The 17,985-nt window shown below is 61.8% G+C and carries 15 protein-coding genes, 2 tRNA genes and 1 pseudogene; 11 read left to right on the top strand and 7 right to left on the bottom strand.

All coding sequences use genetic code 11. The annotated features are described in order from the left end of the window. Window positions 1-17: 17 nt before the first annotated feature. Both FHR21_RS17870 and FHR21_RS17865 read right to left on the bottom strand, forming a co-directional pair. Window positions 18-1,703 carry an amidohydrolase gene (locus FHR21_RS17870; RefSeq protein WP_184100806.1) on the bottom strand — a complete coding sequence of 562 codons (1,686 nt, stop codon included), beginning with the start codon at window positions 1,701-1,703 and terminating at the stop codon, window positions 18-20. 161 nt (window positions 1,704-1,864) lie between these two features. Further along, window positions 1,865-2,065: a hypothetical protein gene (locus FHR21_RS17865; RefSeq protein ID WP_246427317.1), complete on the bottom strand. Its 201-nt coding sequence runs from the start codon at window positions 2,063-2,065 to the stop codon at window positions 1,865-1,867. 170 nt (window positions 2,066-2,235) lie between these two features. Between FHR21_RS17865 and FHR21_RS17860 the strand changes: the two genes are divergently transcribed. Together FHR21_RS17860 and tig are read left to right on the top strand one after the other, a co-directional pair. After that, window positions 2,236-2,320: transfer RNA gene (locus FHR21_RS17860), tRNA-Leu, on the top strand. Window positions 2,321-2,377: 57 nt separating this feature from the next. After that, window positions 2,378-3,970 (top strand): trigger factor, encoded by a 1,593-nt coding sequence (gene tig / locus FHR21_RS17855; protein WP_184100802.1) that lies wholly within the window; start codon window positions 2,378-2,380, stop codon window positions 3,968-3,970. Between the two features lie 250 nt (window positions 3,971-4,220). Here the strand turns inward: tig and FHR21_RS17850 are convergent, their stop codons facing one another. Further along, the gene (locus FHR21_RS17850) at window positions 4,221-4,838 is read right to left on the bottom strand and encodes a DNA-3-methyladenine glycosylase family protein (RefSeq protein ID WP_184100800.1); all 618 of its coding nucleotides are present in this window, start codon (window positions 4,836-4,838) and stop codon (window positions 4,221-4,223) included. Window positions 4,839-4,941: 103 nt separating this feature from the next. Between FHR21_RS17850 and FHR21_RS17845 the strand changes: the two genes are divergently transcribed. Beyond that, window positions 4,942-5,259 (top strand): 2Fe-2S iron-sulfur cluster-binding protein, encoded by a 318-nt coding sequence (locus FHR21_RS17845; protein WP_184100798.1) that lies wholly within the window; start codon window positions 4,942-4,944, stop codon window positions 5,257-5,259. A gap of 91 nt (window positions 5,260-5,350) precedes the next feature. On the opposite strand, the gene rlmB is transcribed toward FHR21_RS17845, so the two are convergent. Beyond that, entirely contained in the window at window positions 5,351-6,118 is a 768-nt protein-coding gene (gene rlmB / locus FHR21_RS17840) for a 23S rRNA (guanosine(2251)-2'-O)-methyltransferase RlmB (RefSeq protein WP_184100796.1), read from the bottom strand. 78 nt (window positions 6,119-6,196) lie between these two features. Between rlmB and FHR21_RS17835 the strand changes: the two genes are divergently transcribed. Together FHR21_RS17835 and FHR21_RS17830 are read left to right on the top strand one after the other, a co-directional pair. Beyond that, window positions 6,197-6,283: transfer RNA gene (locus FHR21_RS17835), tRNA-Tyr, on the top strand. A 196-nt stretch (window positions 6,284-6,479) separates the two neighbouring features. Beyond that, window positions 6,480-7,706 carry a tyrosine-type recombinase/integrase gene (locus FHR21_RS17830; protein WP_184100794.1) on the top strand — a complete coding sequence of 409 codons (1,227 nt, stop codon included), beginning with the start codon at window positions 6,480-6,482 and terminating at the stop codon, window positions 7,704-7,706. Window positions 7,707-8,021: 315 nt separating this feature from the next. Here the strand turns inward: FHR21_RS17830 and FHR21_RS17825 are convergent. Continuing rightward, window positions 8,022-8,593 (bottom strand): annotated as a pseudogene (locus FHR21_RS17825) (IS3 family transposase); the annotation flags it as partial. A 499-nt stretch (window positions 8,594-9,092) separates the two neighbouring features. Between FHR21_RS17825 and FHR21_RS17820 the strand changes: the two are divergent. After that, window positions 9,093-9,623, top strand: a complete 531-nt coding sequence (locus FHR21_RS17820; RefSeq protein ID WP_184100792.1) for a MarR family winged helix-turn-helix transcriptional regulator — start codon at window positions 9,093-9,095, stop codon at window positions 9,621-9,623. A 93-nt stretch (window positions 9,624-9,716) separates the two neighbouring features. On the opposite strand, the gene FHR21_RS17815 is transcribed toward FHR21_RS17820, so the two are convergent. Both FHR21_RS17815 and FHR21_RS17810 read right to left on the bottom strand, forming a co-directional pair. Continuing rightward, window positions 9,717-10,280 (bottom strand): 3-phenylpropionate/cinnamic acid dioxygenase subunit beta, encoded by a 564-nt coding sequence (locus FHR21_RS17815; RefSeq protein WP_184100790.1) that lies wholly within the window; start codon window positions 10,278-10,280, stop codon window positions 9,717-9,719. Next, entirely contained in the window at window positions 10,277-11,617 is a 1,341-nt protein-coding gene (locus tag FHR21_RS17810; RefSeq protein ID WP_184100788.1) for an aromatic ring-hydroxylating oxygenase subunit alpha, read from the bottom strand. The genes FHR21_RS17815 and FHR21_RS17810 overlap by 4 nt, the downstream gene beginning before the upstream one ends. 161 nt (window positions 11,618-11,778) lie before the next feature. Here FHR21_RS17810 and FHR21_RS17805 point away from each other — a divergent pair, with 161 nt between their 5' ends. The 5 genes from FHR21_RS17805 to FHR21_RS17785 form a co-directional block, all read left to right on the top strand. Continuing rightward, window positions 11,779-12,711: a class III extradiol ring-cleavage dioxygenase family protein gene (locus FHR21_RS17805; RefSeq protein ID WP_184100787.1), complete on the top strand. Its 933-nt coding sequence runs from the start codon at window positions 11,779-11,781 to the stop codon at window positions 12,709-12,711. Continuing rightward, entirely contained in the window at window positions 12,702-13,700 is a 999-nt protein-coding gene (locus FHR21_RS17800) for a DODA-type extradiol aromatic ring-opening family dioxygenase (protein ID WP_184100785.1), read from the top strand. Before FHR21_RS17805 ends, FHR21_RS17800 begins: the two co-directional genes overlap by 10 nt. Before the next feature lie 131 nt (window positions 13,701-13,831). Continuing rightward, complete coding sequence (locus FHR21_RS17795) at window positions 13,832-16,234, top strand: TonB-dependent receptor (protein WP_184100783.1); 2,403 nt, start codon at window positions 13,832-13,834, stop codon at window positions 16,232-16,234. Window positions 16,235-16,293: 59 nt separating this feature from the next. After that, complete coding sequence (locus tag FHR21_RS17790; RefSeq protein ID WP_184100781.1) at window positions 16,294-17,685, top strand: MFS transporter; 1,392 nt, start codon at window positions 16,294-16,296, stop codon at window positions 17,683-17,685. 40 nt (window positions 17,686-17,725) lie between these two features. Continuing rightward, window positions 17,726-17,985: alcohol dehydrogenase catalytic domain-containing protein (locus FHR21_RS17785; RefSeq protein WP_184100779.1), on the top strand; the 260-nt coding region annotated here is incomplete at its 3' end.

Below are 17,985 nucleotides of genomic sequence, written 5' to 3'. Positions count from 1 at the left end.
GATCGCTTGCGCCGGGGTCAGTTCCCCGGCGCCCGCCAGACGCTCTTGCCTTCCTTGATCGTTTCCAGTGTCTCGATATCCTTGATTGCGTCAACCGGCGTCGTCAGCGGATTTTTGTCGAGGATCACGAAATCGGCGAGCAGGCCGGGCTTGATGCGTCCCTTGCGGTCTTCTTCGAAAATCTGCCACGCCGGGCCGGTGGTCAGCGCCTGAAGGCCCGTATAGGCATCGACGCGCTCGTCCGGCCCGCTGACCACGCCGGTGGGCGAAACGCGCGCCATCGACGTCCACAGCATGAACATCGGGTCGATCGGCGTCACCGGAAAATCGCTGTGGTTGGATATGATCAGCCCCGCGGCCTTCGCCGATTTCATCGGGCTGATGAAATCGACGATTTCCTTCGGAAAGTTGGTCCGGTGGACATCGGCCCAATACCAGGCGTGGTTGGTGAAATAGGCGGGGCCGACGCCGATCCGCTTGTAGGCGGCGAACTGGTCGCGGCGCTGGAACTGCGAGTGGATGACGATCGGGCGGCGGTCGTCCTCGGCCCTGATGCCCAGCGCGTCGAAAGTGCGGATCGCCATGTCGATCGCGGCGTCGCCGTTTGCGTGGGCGAAGATCTGCCAGCCGCGGTCGTTGACCTTGCGCGCGGCCGCCAGAAAAGCCTCGTCGGTCAGATTGGCCTTGCCGTGCCAGGGATGCGCGCCGTCGGGGCTGCCCTGCTTATAGTCGCGGGTGAAATAGCCGGTGCGCGCCTGCACCGACCCGTCGAGCACGAATTTGACCCCCTGCAGCTTCACATGGCCGCGATACTCGCCGAAGCGGATGTCCGGGTCGGCCAGCAAGGCGTCGAGCCCGGCGTAAAAGGGCAGGAGGGCAAGGTCGATCTTCAGCCGCTCGCGCACCGCTGCGCCGGTCATGAAGGGAAGGTCGGCGGGCATGGTCGCGCCGTCCTGCGCGTGGGTATAGCCCTTCGCGAAATAGCGCTGCTGCGCGACGTCGAGCGCGGCGAGTCGGTGCGCCTCGTCGGGTTTCGGCATCGCCCCGATCATCACGAAGGCGGCGGTTTCGAGCAGCGCGCCGTTGAGGTGCCCCTGCGCGTCGCGCAGGAACATGCCCCCCGGCGGCGGCTGGCTGGCGTCGGTCAGCTTCGCGGCGGCGAGTGCGGCGCTGTTGGCAACCAGCGCGTGCAGCGAGCGATGCAAGACGACGATCTTGCGGTCCGCCGCCACCGCATCGAGCTCGGCGCGGGTGATATGGCGCTTTTCGGGCAGCGCCTCATTGTCATATTGCCAGACCACCACCCAGCCGCCCGCGGGAATCGCGCGGGCGTCGATGAAGGCACGGATCGCGGCCTGCAGCGACGGGATGTCGGTGACCGGCGGTAGCGATGGATCGTCGAGGTCGAGCCCGCCCGCCATCTGCATCATCGCCGAGAAATGCGAATGGGCGTCGACGAAGCCGGGCAGCATCGTCGCGCCGTGAAGATCGTGGATCGCGGCATCGGCGCCGGCCGCGGCGCGGGCGCCCGCCTCGTCGCCGACATAGGCGATGCGGCCGTCCTTGGTGACGACCGCCTCAACCGTCTGCGGGCTGTCGCCGTCCATCGTGACGATCGGGCCGCCGCGGTAGATTATGGTGTCCTGCGCATTGGCGGGGACGGCAAGCAGCAGCAGCGCCGCCAGCGTGGCGATGGATTTCATGTGTTTCTCTCTCCCTCGTCCAACGCCGTGGCGGGGAAGAGGGGAAAAGGTCAAGTCTCTCTTTGCAACTATTTGGCGACCGCCTCCTCCATAACCCTCAGTCGTCACCCCGGACTTGATCCGGGGTCCCGCTTTCCGGCGTTGCTGAGCGCGACCCCGGATCAAGTCCGGGGTGACGAGAGGGCAAGCGGCAGTTCGTCGGGACCGCGGCCGGGTTCGTCGGTATCGCCGCCGCCGGGGTGACCGGGGACCTCGGGCGGCTGGCCGGCAGGGTCTTCCTGCGGCATCGGCGGCGTCGGCCGTTCGGGCGGCGATTGCGGCTCGATCTTGTCGGGTTTGGGTTTGGGATAGGGATCGGCCATCATAACTCTCCTTGTCCGATCAACGCCCCGCCGCGCCCGCCGTTCCGGCGCGCCGGCTATCGCGGCGTTCGCCCTTGCCCTCGGCTGTCCGTCTGCTATAGCGCCGCCCGGCCCGCACGGGCGTGCGCGGCACTAGCGCATGACTTTGTGCACCCGGCCGACAGCTCTGAGCGGGCGTGGCGGAATTGGTAGACGCGCTGGTTTTAGGTACCAGTATCGCAAGATGTGGGGGTTCGAGTCCCTTCGCCCGCACCAATCCGCCCGCGCAGGCCGGGACGTTACGAGATTTTGAGCAAGGACTAGACCAAGGCAATGAAGACCGTTGAAACGCTGAACGAAGGCCTGAAGCGCGAATATCGCCTGACCATCACCGCGAAGGACATCGACGCGCGGGTTGACGAGGAAGTGAAGGCCGTTGCGCCGTCGGTGCGGATGCCCGGCTTTCGCCCCGGCAAGGTGCCGCCGAATCTGATCCGCAAGATGCACGGCGAGGCGCTGTCGGCCGACGCGCTCAACAAGGCGATCGATCAGGGCGTCAAGGACCTGATGACCAAGGAAAAGCTGCGCCCCGCGCTGCAGCCCGCGGTTACCCTGGGCGACGACTATGCGCGCGGCAAGGATGCCGAGATCACCGTGGCGCTCGAGGTGCTGCCCGAAATCGCGGCGCCCTCGATCGACGGCCTCAAGCTCGAGCGGCTGACCGTTGCCGCTGGCGATGCGGCGGTGATGGCGAAGATCGACGAATTCGCCGCGCAGATGAAGCGCTTCGAAGATGCGCCGAAGACGAAGAAGGCGGCGGCCGGCGATCAGGTCATCATCGACTTCGCGGGCAGCGTCGACGGCACCCCCTTCGACGGCGGCACCGGCGAGGACATGGCGGTCGAGATCGGGTCGGGCCAGCTCATCCCCGGTTTCGAGGACCAGCTTGTCGGCGTGAAGACCGGCGATGAAAAGACCCTGAAGGTCGCGTTCCCCGAGGATTACCCGGTCGAAAATCTGAAGGGCAAGCCCGCCGAATTCGCGGTCACCGTCAAACAGGTGAAGGTGCCGGGCGAGACCAAGATCGACGATGAATTCGCGAAATCGCTCGGTCTCGAGAGCCTCGACAAGCTCAAGGAGCTGATGAAGGATCAGGTCGAGCAGGAGCACAACGGGCTGACGCGCACCTATATGAAGCGCAAGCTGCTCGATCAGCTCGCCGCGTCGCACGACTTCGAGGTGCCCCCGACGATGGTCGAGGCCGAGTTCGGCCAGATCTGGCAGCAGCTCGAACATGAAGCGAGCCACGAGGAAGATCCCGAGGCGGCGAAGGCCGAGCTCGAAAAGGATCGCGACGAATATCACGCCATCGCGGTGCGCCGCGTCCGCCTGGGCCTGCTCCTCTCCGAGATCGGCCAGGCGCATGGCGTGCAGGTCAGCCCGCAGGAAATGCAGCGCCTCATCATGCAGGCGGCACAGCAGTATCGCCCCGAGGACCGTCAGCGTTTCGTCGAATATGTCCAGCAGGATGCGCTCGCCGCCGCGCAGCTTCGCGCCCCGCTCTATGAGGACAAGGTCGTCGACTTCCTGTTCGACAAGGCCGAGATCAGCGACCGCGAAGTGACTCGTGAGGAACTGGAAGCCGCGATCGAGGCCGACGACGATCATGTCCACGGCCCCGGCTGCGGACACGACCATGGCCACGATCACAAACCGGCGAAGAAGGCCACGGCGAAAAAACCGGCCGCCAAGAAAGAGGCGGTGAAGGAAGAAAAGGCCGAGCCCAAGAAGGCTCCGGCGAAGAAGGCTGCCGCGGCGAAGGCCGAGGACAAGCCCGCGGCGAAGAAGGCCGCGCCGGCAAAGGCTGCGGACGAGAAGCCTGCGGCGAAGAAGGCTCCGGCCAAGAAGGCGGCGGCGAAGAAATAAGCCTCTTCGCTTGGCGAATGGATCGAAAGGCCGGGTGGAGGATGCTCCGCCCGGCTTTTTTCTGTCTCATGCAAAGACGCGAAGGCGCAAAGAAAACTTCAGTTCGAATCCGTTCGCGGAGCTTGTCGGAGCACCGGCCTTCCGTCGTTTGAAGGGAAGAACGGCCCTTCGACAAGCTCAGGGCGAACGGCATTATGTGGCGGCTCTTCTTCTTTACGCCTTTGCGTGAGCCGCGGGCGGCGGCCCGCCGTCAGATCACATCCATATTATAGCAATGCCAGCTGAAGATCGCCGCGGCGCCGCGATGGGGGCGCCAGGGTTCGGCAAGCTGACGCACCGTTTTTTCGCTCGGTCGCGTGTCGAGGCCGAGGATGCGGCCGACCGCCTCCTGCACCGCCAGGTCGCCCGCGGGCCAGACGTCGGGGCGCCCCTCGGCGAAGAGCAGATAGATTTCGGCCGACCAGCGGCCGATGCCCTTGACCTTGGTGAGCAGCGCGATCGCGTCCTCGTCGTCGGCGGGGAGAGCGGTAAAGTCGAGCTCGCCGTCGAGGACGAGCTGCGCGAGGCTCTTCGCATAGCTCTGCTTCTGTCCCGACAGGCCGCAGGCGCGCAGCGCGTCGAATTCCGCCGCCGCCATGACCTCGGCCGGACAGCCGGAGCCGAATGCGGCCTCCAGCTTGTTCCAGATCGAATTGGCCGCGGCTACGCTGACCTGCTGTCCGACGATCGTGCGCAGCAGCGTCGTGTATCCCGGCTCGCGGATGCGCGGTTCGGGATAGCCCACCCCCGCCAGCGCACGGGCGAAACCGGTCTCGATCCCCGCGAGCGCATCGATTCCCCTGTTTAGCTGCTCCTGGCTCAGACCCATCGGATATTCCCTTTTTGTTCCACTGATCTTTCCTTAGCAACGCTTGATTTGCCGCGCAACGCACGACATAGCCCCATGCGAATCGAACGATATGGGGATGAGCATGGCCAAGCTGATTGTGGTGACGCGCGACGGGACCGAGCATGAGATCGAAGGCGACACCAGCCTGACCGTGATGGAGAATATCCGCGATGCGGGGTTCGACGAGTTGCTCGCGCTGTGCGGCGGCTGCTGCTCGTGCGCGACCTGCCACGTCCATGTCGAGGTCGGAAACGCCGACGCGATCCCCGCGATGAGCGAGGACGAGAACGACCTGCTCGATTCGACCAGCGACCGCGACGAAAATTCGCGCCTGTCTTGCCAGATTCCGTTCAGCGACGCGCTAGACGGGCTGAAGGTGCGGATCGCCGAAGAGGATTGATCCGCGCGTCGCCCCCGCGCAGGCGGGGGCCGCAGCCCGCCTTGCGCCAAGTTTCCAGCGGCCCCTGCCTTCGCAGGGGCGACGTTAATTGTTATCGGCCGGCCGTCGCGACCGCATAGAGCGCGATTGCCGCGGCGTTCGAGATGTTGAGGCTTTCCATCCGCGGCGAAATCGGCAGCCGCGCGAGGACGTCGCAATGCTCCATGACATTGTGGCGCATCCCGTCGCCCTCGGAGCCGAGGACGAGCGCGACCTTGCTGTCGTCGAGTGTTTCGCCCAGCGTCGTTTCGGTATCGCCGGTCAGGCCGATGCGCCAATATTGCGCCTCGGCGATTTCCTCCAGCGCACGCGACAGGTTGACGACGCGCACCCAAGGCACGGTTTCGAGCGCGCCCGAGGCCGAGCGTGCGATGACCCCGCTCTCGGGCGGGCTGTGCCGATCCTGGGTGACGATCGCGGCGGCGTCGAACGCCGCCGCCGAGCGCAGCACCGCGCCGATATTGTGCGGGTCGGTGACCTGGTCCAGGACGACGATCGGCCGCTTGCTTCCCGCGCCATCCTCTTCCTGCAGGATATCGCCGAGGAACAGCCCGTCGAGCGGATCGACCTCGATTACCAGCCCCTGATGCGGCGCATCGCGCGCGACGAGGCGCGCGAGATCGGCGACGTCGGCATAGCTGATCGGCACCACCGGCGGCAGGTCGAACTGGGACAGCGCCTCGCGCGTCCCCCAGATGCGCTTGACGCGCCGTTCGGGGTTGGCAAGCGCCGCGAGCACGGCGTGGCGGCCCCAGAAACGGATGCCCTGGCCGCGCTGGTTCTGGCCCTGCGGGCGGCGATGACGGGAAAATTGCCTCATGCGCGCGCCTTTCCCATGACTGCCATTGACAGGCAAGCACCGTTTCGCCATTGGACCGCTTCCCAACGCGGACCCCATGGACAGGTGGCCGAGTGGTTAAAGGCAGCAGACTGTAAATCTGCCCGGGTTTCCCGTACGCTGGTTCGAATCCAGCCCTGTCCACCACCCTCCCTTCCGAGGGCATCCGCTGAAATCCCTAGAAATCGCAGAAAACCTAGCGTATAATCGCCAAATCCGTCCCCCCGCGTCCGGCGCCGTTCGTGTGCAGCCGAAGAAAAGTGTGGGGGGAATGTGGGGGAAGATTTTCTTACCCCCACACTTTGCCCCTCAAAATGTGGGGGAAGAATGTGGGGGAAGCGCGATGGGGAAACTCACAGCGATTGCGGTCAAGGCCGCTTTGGCGAATCCCGGAACTTATCAGGACGGCGAAGGGCTGTTTTTGAAGGTGGACAAGCGGGGCGGAGCTTCTTGGTTCCTCCGCTTGCAGCGCGATGGTAAGCGCCATGATATCGGGTTGGGCAGCGCCAAGCTGCTGACGTTGGCGGAAGCCCGCGAGAAATCGAGAGAGTTGCGTAAGGCGGTAAAGGTGGAACGGCGTGACGTTCTGGCTGAAAAGAAGGACGAGGCCGCCGCGAAGGTGACGTTTCGTGAGGCCGCGCGCCAATATCATGCCGAGAATAAGGCGGGCTGGAAAAGCCCCATCTATGCCCGCCAGTGGCTCGCCAGTCTGGAAAACCACGCCTTCGCGAAACTAGGTGACGTTCCGACGGGCGGAATCGGCTCGCCCGACATTATCGCGGTGCTGACGCCGATCTGGCAGGAGATTCCCGAAACTGCGCGCCAGGTCCGCAATCGGATATGCGCGGTGCTTGACTACGCTCACGCGAAGGGCTGGCGTTCCAGCGAAGCCCCATCGGGCAACGGCAGCCTGAAAGCCGGGCGCGGCCTGCCCCGGCAGGTGAAGGAACGCGCGAATCGCAAGGCCATGCCCTATGTCGCCGTGCCTGCCTTCATGGTGGCGTTGCAGTGTAAGCCGTCGTTTGGGCGACTGGCGCTGGAACTGCTCATTCTGACCGCTGTTCGTTCGCAAGAGGTCCGGCTTGCCACATGGGCCGAATTTGACCTTGAAGCGCGCCTATGGACGATCCCCGCCGATCACATGAAGCGGAATAAGGCGCACATGGTGCCGCTCTCCGACGCCGCTCTGGTGGTACTGGCGAAGGTGGCGGCGTTCAGGATGGCGGAGAGCGATGTCGTGTTCCCCGGTATGGCTGGCAAGCCGATGTCGGACATGACGCTATTGAAAGTGCTGCGCGACATGAGCGAGCCATATCACGTCCACGGTTTCCGTTCCGCCTTCACCGATTGGGCGGCGAACGAGGGCTTTGCCGACGTGGTGGTCGAGGCCGCATTGGCCCACAAGACGCCGGACGCGGTGCAGGCCGCCTATCGCCGCACCACCTATCTTGGCACCCCCGATAAGCCAGGCGCGCGCGTGAAGTTGATGACTGCATGGGGACGCTTTTGCTCGGGTGGGATCGCTGGCACAGGCAATGTCACGTCATTGGCGGGGGGCGAGGCAGATTAGCGCTCGCCTCTTCCTTTGGCGGTGCGATTACCTCGTCCTACCGGCACGACGAGCTTGCGCAGGCGGTCTGATCGCGCTGCTGAAAAGTGGTAAAAAGCCGCCGTGCTGCAAGGCTGAACGGCGCGGCCGACAGCAGAAACGGCACCCGAACAGGCCCGCCACGACCCATCTTGCGCCTGTCCAAATTGTGAATCATCCTCGCGCGCGAGGGTGAGGGACATGGTGAGACGGCATCGACAAATCGAATATAGCGCCGAGGACAGGGCGCTCGTGACCGGCCCCCACCGAGTGGTCCGTGCGGACTGTTAGTGCATTCGGCTGTCTTTGCGGCACCTTCAGCCCCTCGCGGCGCCAGATGCGCTCGACCCGCTTGCGGTTCACATGCCACCCCGCATCACGCAGCAACGCCGTCACCCGGCGATAGCCATAGCAACCATATTGCCGCGCCAGCGCGATGATATCCTCGGTGAGAGCCGCTTCGTCATCCGCCCCGCGGGGCGCCTTGCGCTGCGTCGATCGGTGCTGCCCGAGCACACGGCACAGCCGCCGCTCGGACACCGGCATCATCATTCTGATGTGATCGATACAGCGCCGTCGGCGCGCGGGGCTCAGAAGTTTCCCTGGGCAGCCTCCTGCAGGATCGGCTTGTCCAGCGTCAGGTCCGAGATCGCACGACGAAGCCGCGCATTCTCCTTCTCCAGATTCTTCATCCGACGTGCCTGATCGGTCTTCAGACCGCCATATTCCTTGCGCCACCAATAGTAGGTTTGCTCGCTGACCGCGATCCGACGGCAGGCTTCCGCCGCTGTCGCCCCCTGCGCCAGCAAAACCTCCGCTTCACGCAGCTTGCCGATAATCTCTTCGGCGCGATGCTTCTTGCTCGGCATTCCTTGTCTCCTTCGTAATCCAAAAATATCATCAATTTTGGACCACTCAGAAGGAGGCAGATCACGACCACATGTCGCGGACCGCATTCTCAATCACGTCGCGACCACTACCACCTCCAAGATCATGAGGGTTTATAACAAGTCCGAGCACTATGAGGCGCGGCGAAGCGCTCTCGTAGCATGGTCCGGGCTGCTGTCCGAGCGGGTCATTGGGCACCTGGTCTTCGGCGGGACGCGCGATGGCGACTCCTGAGAAGCTTGCGGCGCGCGCCAGGCTGGCATTGACCACCAAGGCGTGTCGGGGCCTCGCCGCCAGGGGATCGAGATATTGCGCCCACCACATAAATTATGATAGCACAACAGCTTCTGCTTTGGGTTTGTTTTGCGATTATGCCGACGACCTATGGCGACGAGTGGCAGGAATATTGCAGATTCATTTCTCTGGTTACGGACCCAAATTTCTTCTTCAAGATTAATCATTGCGTAGTATCGGAAAGTCATGAAACAGAAAATCATGCAGAAAAATACCAATATAGGTACATCGGTTTCAGGGCCGCACAAATTCCAGGCCACGCATCCTGCTTTGGAGCCACTGTTCAAGGGCGATATCGATTATCTTGTTCGAACCATCCGAATTCGCGAGGTCCGGGCCATTGAGATCATGCTTGCTCAACTCGGTCTGGCGGTTAGTGCATGGTACCCCCTTGCCGTCCTTCGTGCACAGGACGGTATGTCGCAGCGCGAACTCGGCAACCGGCTGGATTTGAAGGATGCGGCGATCGGCAAGGCAATCGATGCGATGGAAAGAGCGGGCGTCCTGGAGCGGCGCGCGGACAGTCAGGATCGGCGTAAGGCGCTGGTCTATCTGACCAAGTCGGGAAAACTGCTGGCGAAGAAAGTCGCGACGAGAAGGCAAAAATTTCTGGATGCCCTTGTTAATGGCTTTTCGGAGCAGGAAGTGGGCCAGTTTACCGCCTTCCTTGAGCGGTGCTATGTCAATATCGATAATTTTATCGACGAGCAGGGCTAGTAATAACTTCGCCGGCCTGCGGTAGGCAGCATAATGCGGAGTTTGTTTCGCGCCGGCAGCATAGCGATGCTGCCGGCGCTATTCGATTCCCGTTCAAAAAAATGTCGTCAGATTCTTGAAAAGCAGTTTGCTTTGATCAAGAAAAATGGACCGTTTGGCGATCAGGAAACCTGCGCCGACCGGACGCAGCACGTCGATCCGCTTTCCGACAAAAAGTCGAACCTCGCCCTCGCGCCGATTCACATAGACAATGAACCGGCTTTTCACGGTCAATTCCGTTTCCGCGGCGTTTTCAATGCGGGTGTTCGCCGTAATGTGCGTGGTGCGCGAAAAAGGTTCTTCGGCCCAATGATCGCCGCCCTTTAATTGCATCACGCGTTGTAGCAGGGTTTTCTTGTCCTCGTCGAACCAGGCCGCGTCCTGCTGTTCGCGGCTATATTCCTCTTCCAGATTATTATGCTCAACGTTCCGCGCGAGCGGCATCCAGTAACGAGCATCCTCGGCGAAAAGCTCAAGCCATTCGTCGAAGCGCCGTTCGTCCAGCAGTTCGCCTTCATAAGAAAGAAAGTCCTCGACCCGTTCCTTGAGCGTCGGGGCAGGGGCAGCGCCCTGCCGGCTGGGGTCGCCAATTGTTGCCATCATGCTCTCGTCCTTCACCGGCCGGTCTCCTGTCCGCTTACCGGACCGCCCATCATCTCCGCCCAATGGGCATAAAAAATGCGCTGGGCATGCTCAGACACGCCTTCGTCAACATAGGCTCCCTCGCCAAACCACGGCACGGGCCAGGCCCAACGCGCTTGCCCCATGTGGAGCGTGTAGTTCATAGGCAGCCGGTTGGCGGCTGCCGATTCCGCGCCTACCTGTGCCGAGGCCCAATTTTCTATGTCGTCTTGCTCGACCATGCCAGACGGGCCGCCGTATCGGAGCAGATAGTGGCGCAACGTGTCCTTGACCTTCTGCGGTGCGTTTTTTGGGACGAAGTACCATTTCCACACTTCGGTACGGTTGGGCGCGCGGGGGACCCACATGGTGATTTGCCAGCGTCCCGCCGAATTATAGGCGATGTTGGGAAAGACGATGCCACCGCGATTGAGTAGGCGGGCTTTCTCGCCCAGCCGCTCCTGACGCGCGTAGTGCGCCGCGCGGAAATATTCATCGACTTCGGGAATAACCGCCCATTGCGGATGATATTCACGCTGTTCGTCGTCATAAAGATTGACGCGCGCTGCGTGTCCTCCTGCGGGGTAGGCAACGTTCAATGTCTTGAATAAATGCTTGTCAGCATTCCAGACGTGGCGTCCACGCAGACCTGACAGCGCAAGTCCGACGCGCTGTACCGAATTGTGGCTCACATCATGATACAGGTCGCCGGCGTTGTTCTCGGCGCCAAATTTCCAGTTACTGTGAATTTCGAACTTCAGGATGCCGTCGATGACCTCCAGCCCGTCGTCCTCGCCATCCGGTCCCTGCATGAAGTCACGCAGCATCACCGCCATGTCGCCGAGCGTATCCTCAAACGGCGGCACGGTCTCGTCGAATGTCGCCCAGATCGATCCGTAATAAAGCGTCACGCGAGCCTGGATCAGGCCCCATTTCTTGCGGTCGAGCTGCCCGCCGTATCCTTCGGTCGAGAGCGGCAGCCCGCTGAGGTCGCCGTTGTTGGAAAAGGTCCAGCCGTGATAGGGACAGGTGAATCGCTTGGCATTACCTTTGTCATAACGACACACTGGCATGCCGCGATGGGTGCATACGTTCAGCATGACCCGCACCTCGCCGTCCGAATCGCGGGTGACGACAACCGCGTCGCGGCCAGCTTGCGACGTAAAATAATCGCCCTTGTTCGGTATCTGGCTTTCATGGCCGACGAACAGCCAGGATTTGCCGAACACCTGCTTCATTTCCTGCTCGAAAATATCCTTATCGGAAAAGATCCGTCGGTCGATCAGGCCCGACCCGGCGTCCACCAGCCGACCGTCAATCGTATCGCCGTCCATTACCTGCCCCTCTCACCAATTTGGGTCGGCCGGTGCTCTGTCCGCCGGCCTATTGCAACTACCACATAAGTTATGCTAGCAAAGCAAAATGCTGTCAAGCCCGATCGAGGCATCGAGCGCAGGACGGTAGGAAATTCGGTCAGCGACCGAGGGAGAGCAGAATGTCAATCGTGCTGGGCGTCGGCCTAAGCTATTCGCCGTTGATGTATCGACCGCAAAGCTGCTGGTCGGCCATTTCGGACTATCTGGTTGGCGACGTCGTCCAGCCCGCCGCTCGCGAAAGCGAGACAAGCGCTCTTTTGGCGGATTATGAAAGGCGGATCGCGTCCGCCTTCGATGAACTTGCCGGGATGATCGGCGCGGGGAATCTCGACGCGCTGATTCTGCTGCACGCCGATCGCGGCGATGTGTTCGACCTGTCAAACACCCCCCAATTGCACCTTCAGGTCGGTGGCGAGATCTGGAGCGATCTCGCTTTGTCCCGGCTTGGTGAGGAAGCGTCTGAGGCGCGCTTCACTTGCGACGAGGCGCCCGCAGAGTTGCTGGCCGAGGAATTGGTACGGCGGGGGTTCGATATTTCGGAGGGGCGCGCCTTGTTCTTGCCGCTGGGGGGCGCTGGACGAGGCGTGTCGCCGGCAGCGGGGGAGGCGGGAAGGCGGTTGGCGGGCGACCTTCCCCTCATTCCTCTCCACGTCAATTGCCATGTCGAGCCGACTTTGCCCGGTCTGCGCCTTCACGATTTCGGTCGGAACCTCGCGCAGGCTGCCGCGCTGACCGGGAAGCGATTTGGGCTGGTTGTTAGCGGGGGGCTGTCGGGTGACCCGGGCGGAGCGATGGGAGGCTGGATCGACGACGTCCTCGATCGGTGGGTTCTGACGCGCCTTGTGCGCGGCCAGTCGCGCGATATCGCGGGCATCTGGGATGCGCGATCGCGGACATTGCAGGGAAACTCAGCCGAAATCCGGCTTTGGACTGTTGCCGGAGCGGCGCTGGAGGAATCCGGCTGCCGGGCACGCCTGATCGACTACATGCCGGTGCACCATGGTGCGACCGGCATGGGATTCATGGCTTGGGAGACACCGTCATGCCGATAAATCTTGGGATGGCCTCGTCCCACTTTCCGAGTCTGTTCCAAGACACCCATGCCGGCTGGCAGCGCTATTGGAAGCTGATCAGCGACGGTGTGCCGCAGCCGCCGGAGGCCGAGCAACAGGACGCGCTATGCGTCGCCGACTGGGTTGGCCGACGGGAACGGGCTTTCGCCCGACTCGCGGGCGCTCTCGCCACCGCGAAACCTGCGGCGCTGATTGTTGTCGCGGGCGATCAGGACGAATGGTTTTCTGCCGCCAATCTACCCAATGTGATGATCTATTCGGGCGAGAAGGATATCGAGGGATTCCACAATTACGGCGATTTTGACGCTGATCCTCCGCTGCGCTTCTGGGAGAATCCGGATCGTTTCGGTGTGACTGTACGGTCGGCGTCCAGGCTCGCCGCCCACCTCCAGACGGAGCTGGTGCGGCGCGATTTCGATATTGCGATCAGCCGCAAGATCAATCCGCAAGGTCGTCCCGAGCGCAAGGCGCCGCACGCGCTCACACGGCCGTTACCGCTGATCATGCCAGCCCTCGATATCCCGGTGATCCCGGTGATCGTCAAAACGATCGAGCGATCGAAGGCGGTGCTCAGCGGTGAGCGATGTCTGGCGCTGGGCCGAGCGATCGCAGACATTTGTGCCGATCTGCCTGAACCGATTGCCATTTATGGTAGCGGGGGCATGTCCCATGACCCCTCCGGTCCCTTGTCGGGCTGGGTCGACGAACCGCTCGACCGTTGGGTGCTCGACTGCCTCGAACGCGGCGATGTCGAAGCCTTGAAGGCGCTCTTCTCCTTTCAGTCCGCCGCGACCGATTCGGGAACCGGTGAACTTAGGACTTGGCTCGTAGCCGCAGGTGCGATGCATGCGGCGCAAGCCATCTATCGTTGCGAAGTGGTCGATTATTTCCCCGCCCATATCGCGACCGCCGGCTGTGGTTGGGTGCTGTGGGACCAAGCGGACAAGCCATCTGCAACAACGGAATAGAGCCCCTGTTCGCAGGATAAAAATAATATTATGGCATAACTTATCATTGCATGACAAAAGTGGATCGCTATGGTGGCGATGAGACCAAGGCGAATCGAGCCTGCATACGGGCCGGGAGAGGGAGACAGCACATGTCCAAGAAAAGATGTTATCTAAGTGCGTCCGCCTTTGCGGCGCTCGCCGCCGCAAGTGTGGCGATGCCATCGACGGCCTTTGCCCAAGCGAGCGATCAGCCCGGTGCTGGCACGGAAAATGCCGAGATCATCGTCACCGCGCAGCGGCGCGAGCAAAGCCTGCAGGACGTGCCGATTTCCATCGCCGTCGCGAGCGGCGAGACGCTGCGCGAATCCCAAGTCTCCGATCTAAGCGATCTTGGCAACCGCATCAGCGGGGTCAAGATTAACTCGGCAGGGGCCTCCGATTCGCTCAATATTCGCGGCATCGGTTCAGGCTTCAACATGGGCTTCGAACAGGCCGTGGGCATCTTCGTGGACGGCGTTTATGTCGCGCGGTCGCAGGTCATTCGTGGCGGATTTCTCGATCTGGAACGGATCGAGGTGCTCAAGGGGCCGCAATCGACCTATTTCGGCAGCAATACCATTGCGGGCGCGCTGAGCATCGTCACCAAAAAGCCGAGCCAGAATTTCGAGGGCTATGTCTCGGCCCTCTATTCTCCTTCCGATGACGAATATGATGTGCAGGCGGCGGTCGGCGGCCCCCTGGCCGACGGGTTGTCGATGCGCGGTGCGTTCCGCTTGTTTGGAATGGGCGGTTATATCAAGAATCTCCGGCTCGATAATCGAGGGCCGAACAACTCCGACATACAGGCTCGCCTGGCATTGCGCTACGAGACGCCAGGCGCCCTCGATGTGAACCTTCGGATCGATTATGCGAAATATGACGATAAGCACACCGAGCTTCAGGAAATCGTGAATTGTCCGCCGGCGCCGGGATATGGCGCGGGTCCCAATTTCGATCAGCCTGCCGGTACCTGCGCCGGGATTCTCGTGCCCGGGGATCAGGACAATAAGCTCAATTACGTCACTGCGTCGGGCGATGCCAGTTTCGAATTGGAAGCGATCAACGGCGCGCTCGACATTGCCGTGCCGATCGGGGGGCATACGCTGACGTCGACGACCGGATATTATTATCATGACCTATTCCGGACGACCGTAAGCGGTGCCTCTTTCGCGCTGCCGGCTTTCAACCTCCCTGTCGGTCTGCCCCTCTCGCAGCCGGAAAAATTTCGTTCGTTCAGCCAGGAACTGCGCTTCGAATCCGACAAGGGCGGCCTCGTCGAATATATGCTGGGGCTGTATTACGACAATTCCAACATGAAGGGCGCGATCAACACCGGCTTTTATTTCTCCGATTTCGGCGCCCTCGCCAACGCGCGGGCCATGGCCACGGGGGCGGCTGTCATTCCCACTGCGACACCGGTCGCGCAGGAAGTCTATGGCGATCAGGATCAGTCGAATAGGTCGATATTCGCCGCGGCGACTGTCAATTTGTCGGATGCTTTCCGCGTCAACCTTGGCGCGCGATACAGCTCGATCCGGAAAGAGGCACACCGGACGACCCGGGCGGGCCGCGGCGACGCAATCGGGCAAGTCGCCGACGAGTTCTCGCCGGAGCAGTTCAACACCTGGGCGACCACGGTTGGACGCGTCGCGGGCGATTACCGGAACACGAAACGCACAGACGAGAAGTTCATGCCTTCGGTCAACATCCAATATGATGTGACGCCCGATGTCATGCTCTATGCTTCCTTTGCGACGGGTTTCAAGGCTGGCGGCTGGTCGATCGGCCAGAATCTCGACGAGTTCGATCCGGAAACCGTCAAATCCTATGAGGCCGGCATCAAGGCTTCCTGGCTGGATCGGCGACTGACGACCAACATCACGATATTCAACAGCGATTATGACGATCTGCAGGAATCGACGACGATCATCGATGCAAACGGCATCAATCAGTCGGTGATCGCCAACGTCGGCAAGGCGCGGGCGCGCGGTGTTGACCTGGAAATTGGCGTTCGGCCATTCACCGACTTCAGCCTGTCTGCCAATATTGGGTACCTCGACGCCAAATATCTTGATTATGCGAATGCGCCGTGCCCAATCCTGCCCACGGATCCTGCGCTGGTCGCACGAATTGCGCCGATCTGTCCGGTACCGAACCTCGGCGGGGGACGGAAAGCCTATGCACCCAAATGGAGCGGTAGCGTCAGCGCCAATTATTCAACCGATCTGTCGTCGGACCTCAAACTCAAGCTGGGCAGCTGGCTCTATTTCTCGTCACGCTATTTCCAGCAGGCCAATGTCGATCTGCTGACGTCGCAGCCCGGCTATGCCAAGCTGGATCTGCGGGCGTCCATCGGTTCGATCGACGACCGCTGGGAATTTGGGATCGTGGCCAAGAATGTCACCGACAAGGCGACGGGTAATTATCGCGCCGCGATGACGGGCTCGAATGCGGTCGCGGTCCGGGTCGACCGGTCACGATCGATTGCGTTCCAGCTATCGACCCGTTTTTGACATGCGCCTCTGCGGGCTGCGTGTCGCCCGGCGCTTATGCGGCCAAAGGAGTTCGATGAATGAATGGCATAATCGGTGCCTCCCGCTCTGCCTTCGATTATTCTCGCCAAATACGTGAAGGTGGCCTGAGCGCCCGACAGGGGCTGGTGCTCCTTATGCTTGGGCTGCTCGTCCTGTTCGACGGAATGGATAACCAGCTTCTCGGTCTCATCGCTCATGACATGAGCCAGGATCTTGGCGTACCGATTTCCGCTTTTGGCCTTGTATTCTCCTCGGCGTTGATTGGAGCCATCGCGGGCGCCCTGCTCTTGAGTGCGGCCGCCGATCAGTGGCTAGGCCGAAAGCGTGTTGTCATTCTTGGGATGAGCCTTGCGGGTACGGGCACATTGTTGACGGCGCATGCCGAAACGCTCGTTGAACTCATCGGTGTGCGCTTTCTTACGGGCATCGGTCTGGGCGCGGCCTTGCCCATTCTGATTTCGCTTGCGTCCGAATTCGCGCCACAACGCCACTCGCGCTTGGTCGTGTCGCTGATGATCGCCTTCGTTCCTTTAGGATCATTGCTGGGCAGTGTGATGGCGCGAGCGATCTTGCCGCATTCGGGTTGGCATGCGCTGTTATACGCGGCCGGTTGCGGAACGGTGGCGCTGACCGTGCTAACGGCCCTGATCGTACCGGAATCGATCGCCTTTCTCGTGCATCGTAAGCGTGATCAGCCTGCGGCGGTCGTGGCGGTACGGAAATTATTCGGTGTTGTCGGTATTGCTTCGGTCGTCGTCGACGAAGATCGGGAAGCCGAGGCGAATAGCAGGAAGCTGCCCGTTGCAAGGCTATTCGATGCAAATCTGAGGAAATTGACCATCCTGTTCTGGATCGCGTTCTTTATGGATCAGGCCATCCTGTATTTCGTCATGAACTGGACCCCCGCCTTGCTGCTCAAGGCAGGAATGTCGTCGACGGCGGGGATCAACGCAGCGGCCATGTTCGGACTAGGAGGCGCGGCGGGAACAATTGCGCAGGGTTGGCTGACGACACGCTTCGGCATCTACAAGGTGATGATTGCCGAAATATTTGTCTACATTGCTGCGATGATGTCGTTGCCGACCATGCTTGGTGACCCGGAAATGGCCTCCGCGCTGGTTTTCGTCATCGCCGCTACCATCTGCGCCTATCATGCGGGCTTGATCAATCTCATTCTCGAATCCTTTCCGGAGGCGATCAGAAGCACGGCCTTTGGCTGGGCATTCGGCATCGGCCGCATTGGTGCGGCCGGCGCCCCGGTTGTGGCTGGCGTTTTCCTCGGTTGGGGATGGAGCTCGGCGCTCATCTTCCTTTGGGCTGCCGTGCTGGGCATGATCACTGGTGCGGCGCTCCTGGGCGTGCGTCTCGTACTGTCTCGTCGCAGCGGAGAATCGCCTGCGGGAGATGGATCCGCGCTTGGTGCCGCATGAACCCGTCCTGGATCTTAGCCCTGACAGAAAAGATGAAGCCATGAAGACCCGCGCTGCCGTTGCGTTCGAAGCGAAGCAGCCGCTGGAGATTGTCGAGCTGGACCTCGAAGGCCCGAAGGCGGGCGAGGTTCTGGTGGAGATCATGGCGACGGGCATCTGCCACACCGACGCTTACACGCTCGACGGTTTCGACAGCGAGGGCATCTTCCCGAGCGTGCTGGGGCATGAGGGCGCAGGGATCGTGCGCGAGGTCGGCGCGGGCGTGATGTCGGTGAAGCCGGGCGATCATGTGATTCCGCT

This window comes from Sphingopyxis panaciterrulae (genome assembly GCF_014199295.1).
GTDB lineage: Bacteria > Pseudomonadota > Alphaproteobacteria > Sphingomonadales > Sphingomonadaceae > Sphingopyxis > Sphingopyxis panaciterrulae.
Note: the sequence above shows the minus strand (reverse complement) of the source record. Positions and strands in the feature narration are given on the sequence as shown.

Excerpts from the sequence above, each read along its gene's own strand:
- FHR21_RS17870 (WP_184100806.1), bottom strand. The coding sequence starts at position 1,703 with ATGAAATCCATCGCCACGCTGGCGGCGCTGCTGCTGCTTGCCGTCCCC.
- FHR21_RS17865 (WP_246427317.1), bottom strand. The coding sequence starts at position 2,065 with ATGGCCGATCCCTATCCCAAACCCAAACCCGACAAGATCGAGCCGCAA.
- tig (WP_184100802.1), top strand. The coding sequence starts at position 2,378 with ATGAAGACCGTTGAAACGCTGAACGAAGGCCTGAAGCGCGAATATCGC.
- FHR21_RS17850 (WP_184100800.1), bottom strand. The coding sequence starts at position 4,838 with ATGGGTCTGAGCCAGGAGCAGCTAAACAGGGGAATCGATGCGCTCGCG.
- FHR21_RS17845 (WP_184100798.1), top strand. The coding sequence starts at position 4,942 with ATGGCCAAGCTGATTGTGGTGACGCGCGACGGGACCGAGCATGAGATC.
- rlmB (WP_184100796.1), bottom strand. The coding sequence starts at position 6,118 with ATGAGGCAATTTTCCCGTCATCGCCGCCCGCAGGGCCAGAACCAGCGC.
- FHR21_RS17830 (WP_184100794.1), top strand. The coding sequence starts at position 6,480 with ATGGGGAAACTCACAGCGATTGCGGTCAAGGCCGCTTTGGCGAATCCC.
- FHR21_RS17820 (WP_184100792.1), top strand. The coding sequence starts at position 9,093 with ATGAAACAGAAAATCATGCAGAAAAATACCAATATAGGTACATCGGTT.
- FHR21_RS17810 (WP_184100788.1), bottom strand. The coding sequence starts at position 11,617 with ATGGACGGCGATACGATTGACGGTCGGCTGGTGGACGCCGGGTCGGGC.
- FHR21_RS17805 (WP_184100787.1), top strand. The coding sequence starts at position 11,779 with ATGTCAATCGTGCTGGGCGTCGGCCTAAGCTATTCGCCGTTGATGTAT.
- FHR21_RS17800 (WP_184100785.1), top strand. The coding sequence starts at position 12,702 with ATGCCGATAAATCTTGGGATGGCCTCGTCCCACTTTCCGAGTCTGTTC.
- FHR21_RS17795 (WP_184100783.1), top strand. The coding sequence starts at position 13,832 with ATGTCCAAGAAAAGATGTTATCTAAGTGCGTCCGCCTTTGCGGCGCTC.
- FHR21_RS17790 (WP_184100781.1), top strand. The coding sequence starts at position 16,294 with ATGAATGGCATAATCGGTGCCTCCCGCTCTGCCTTCGATTATTCTCGC.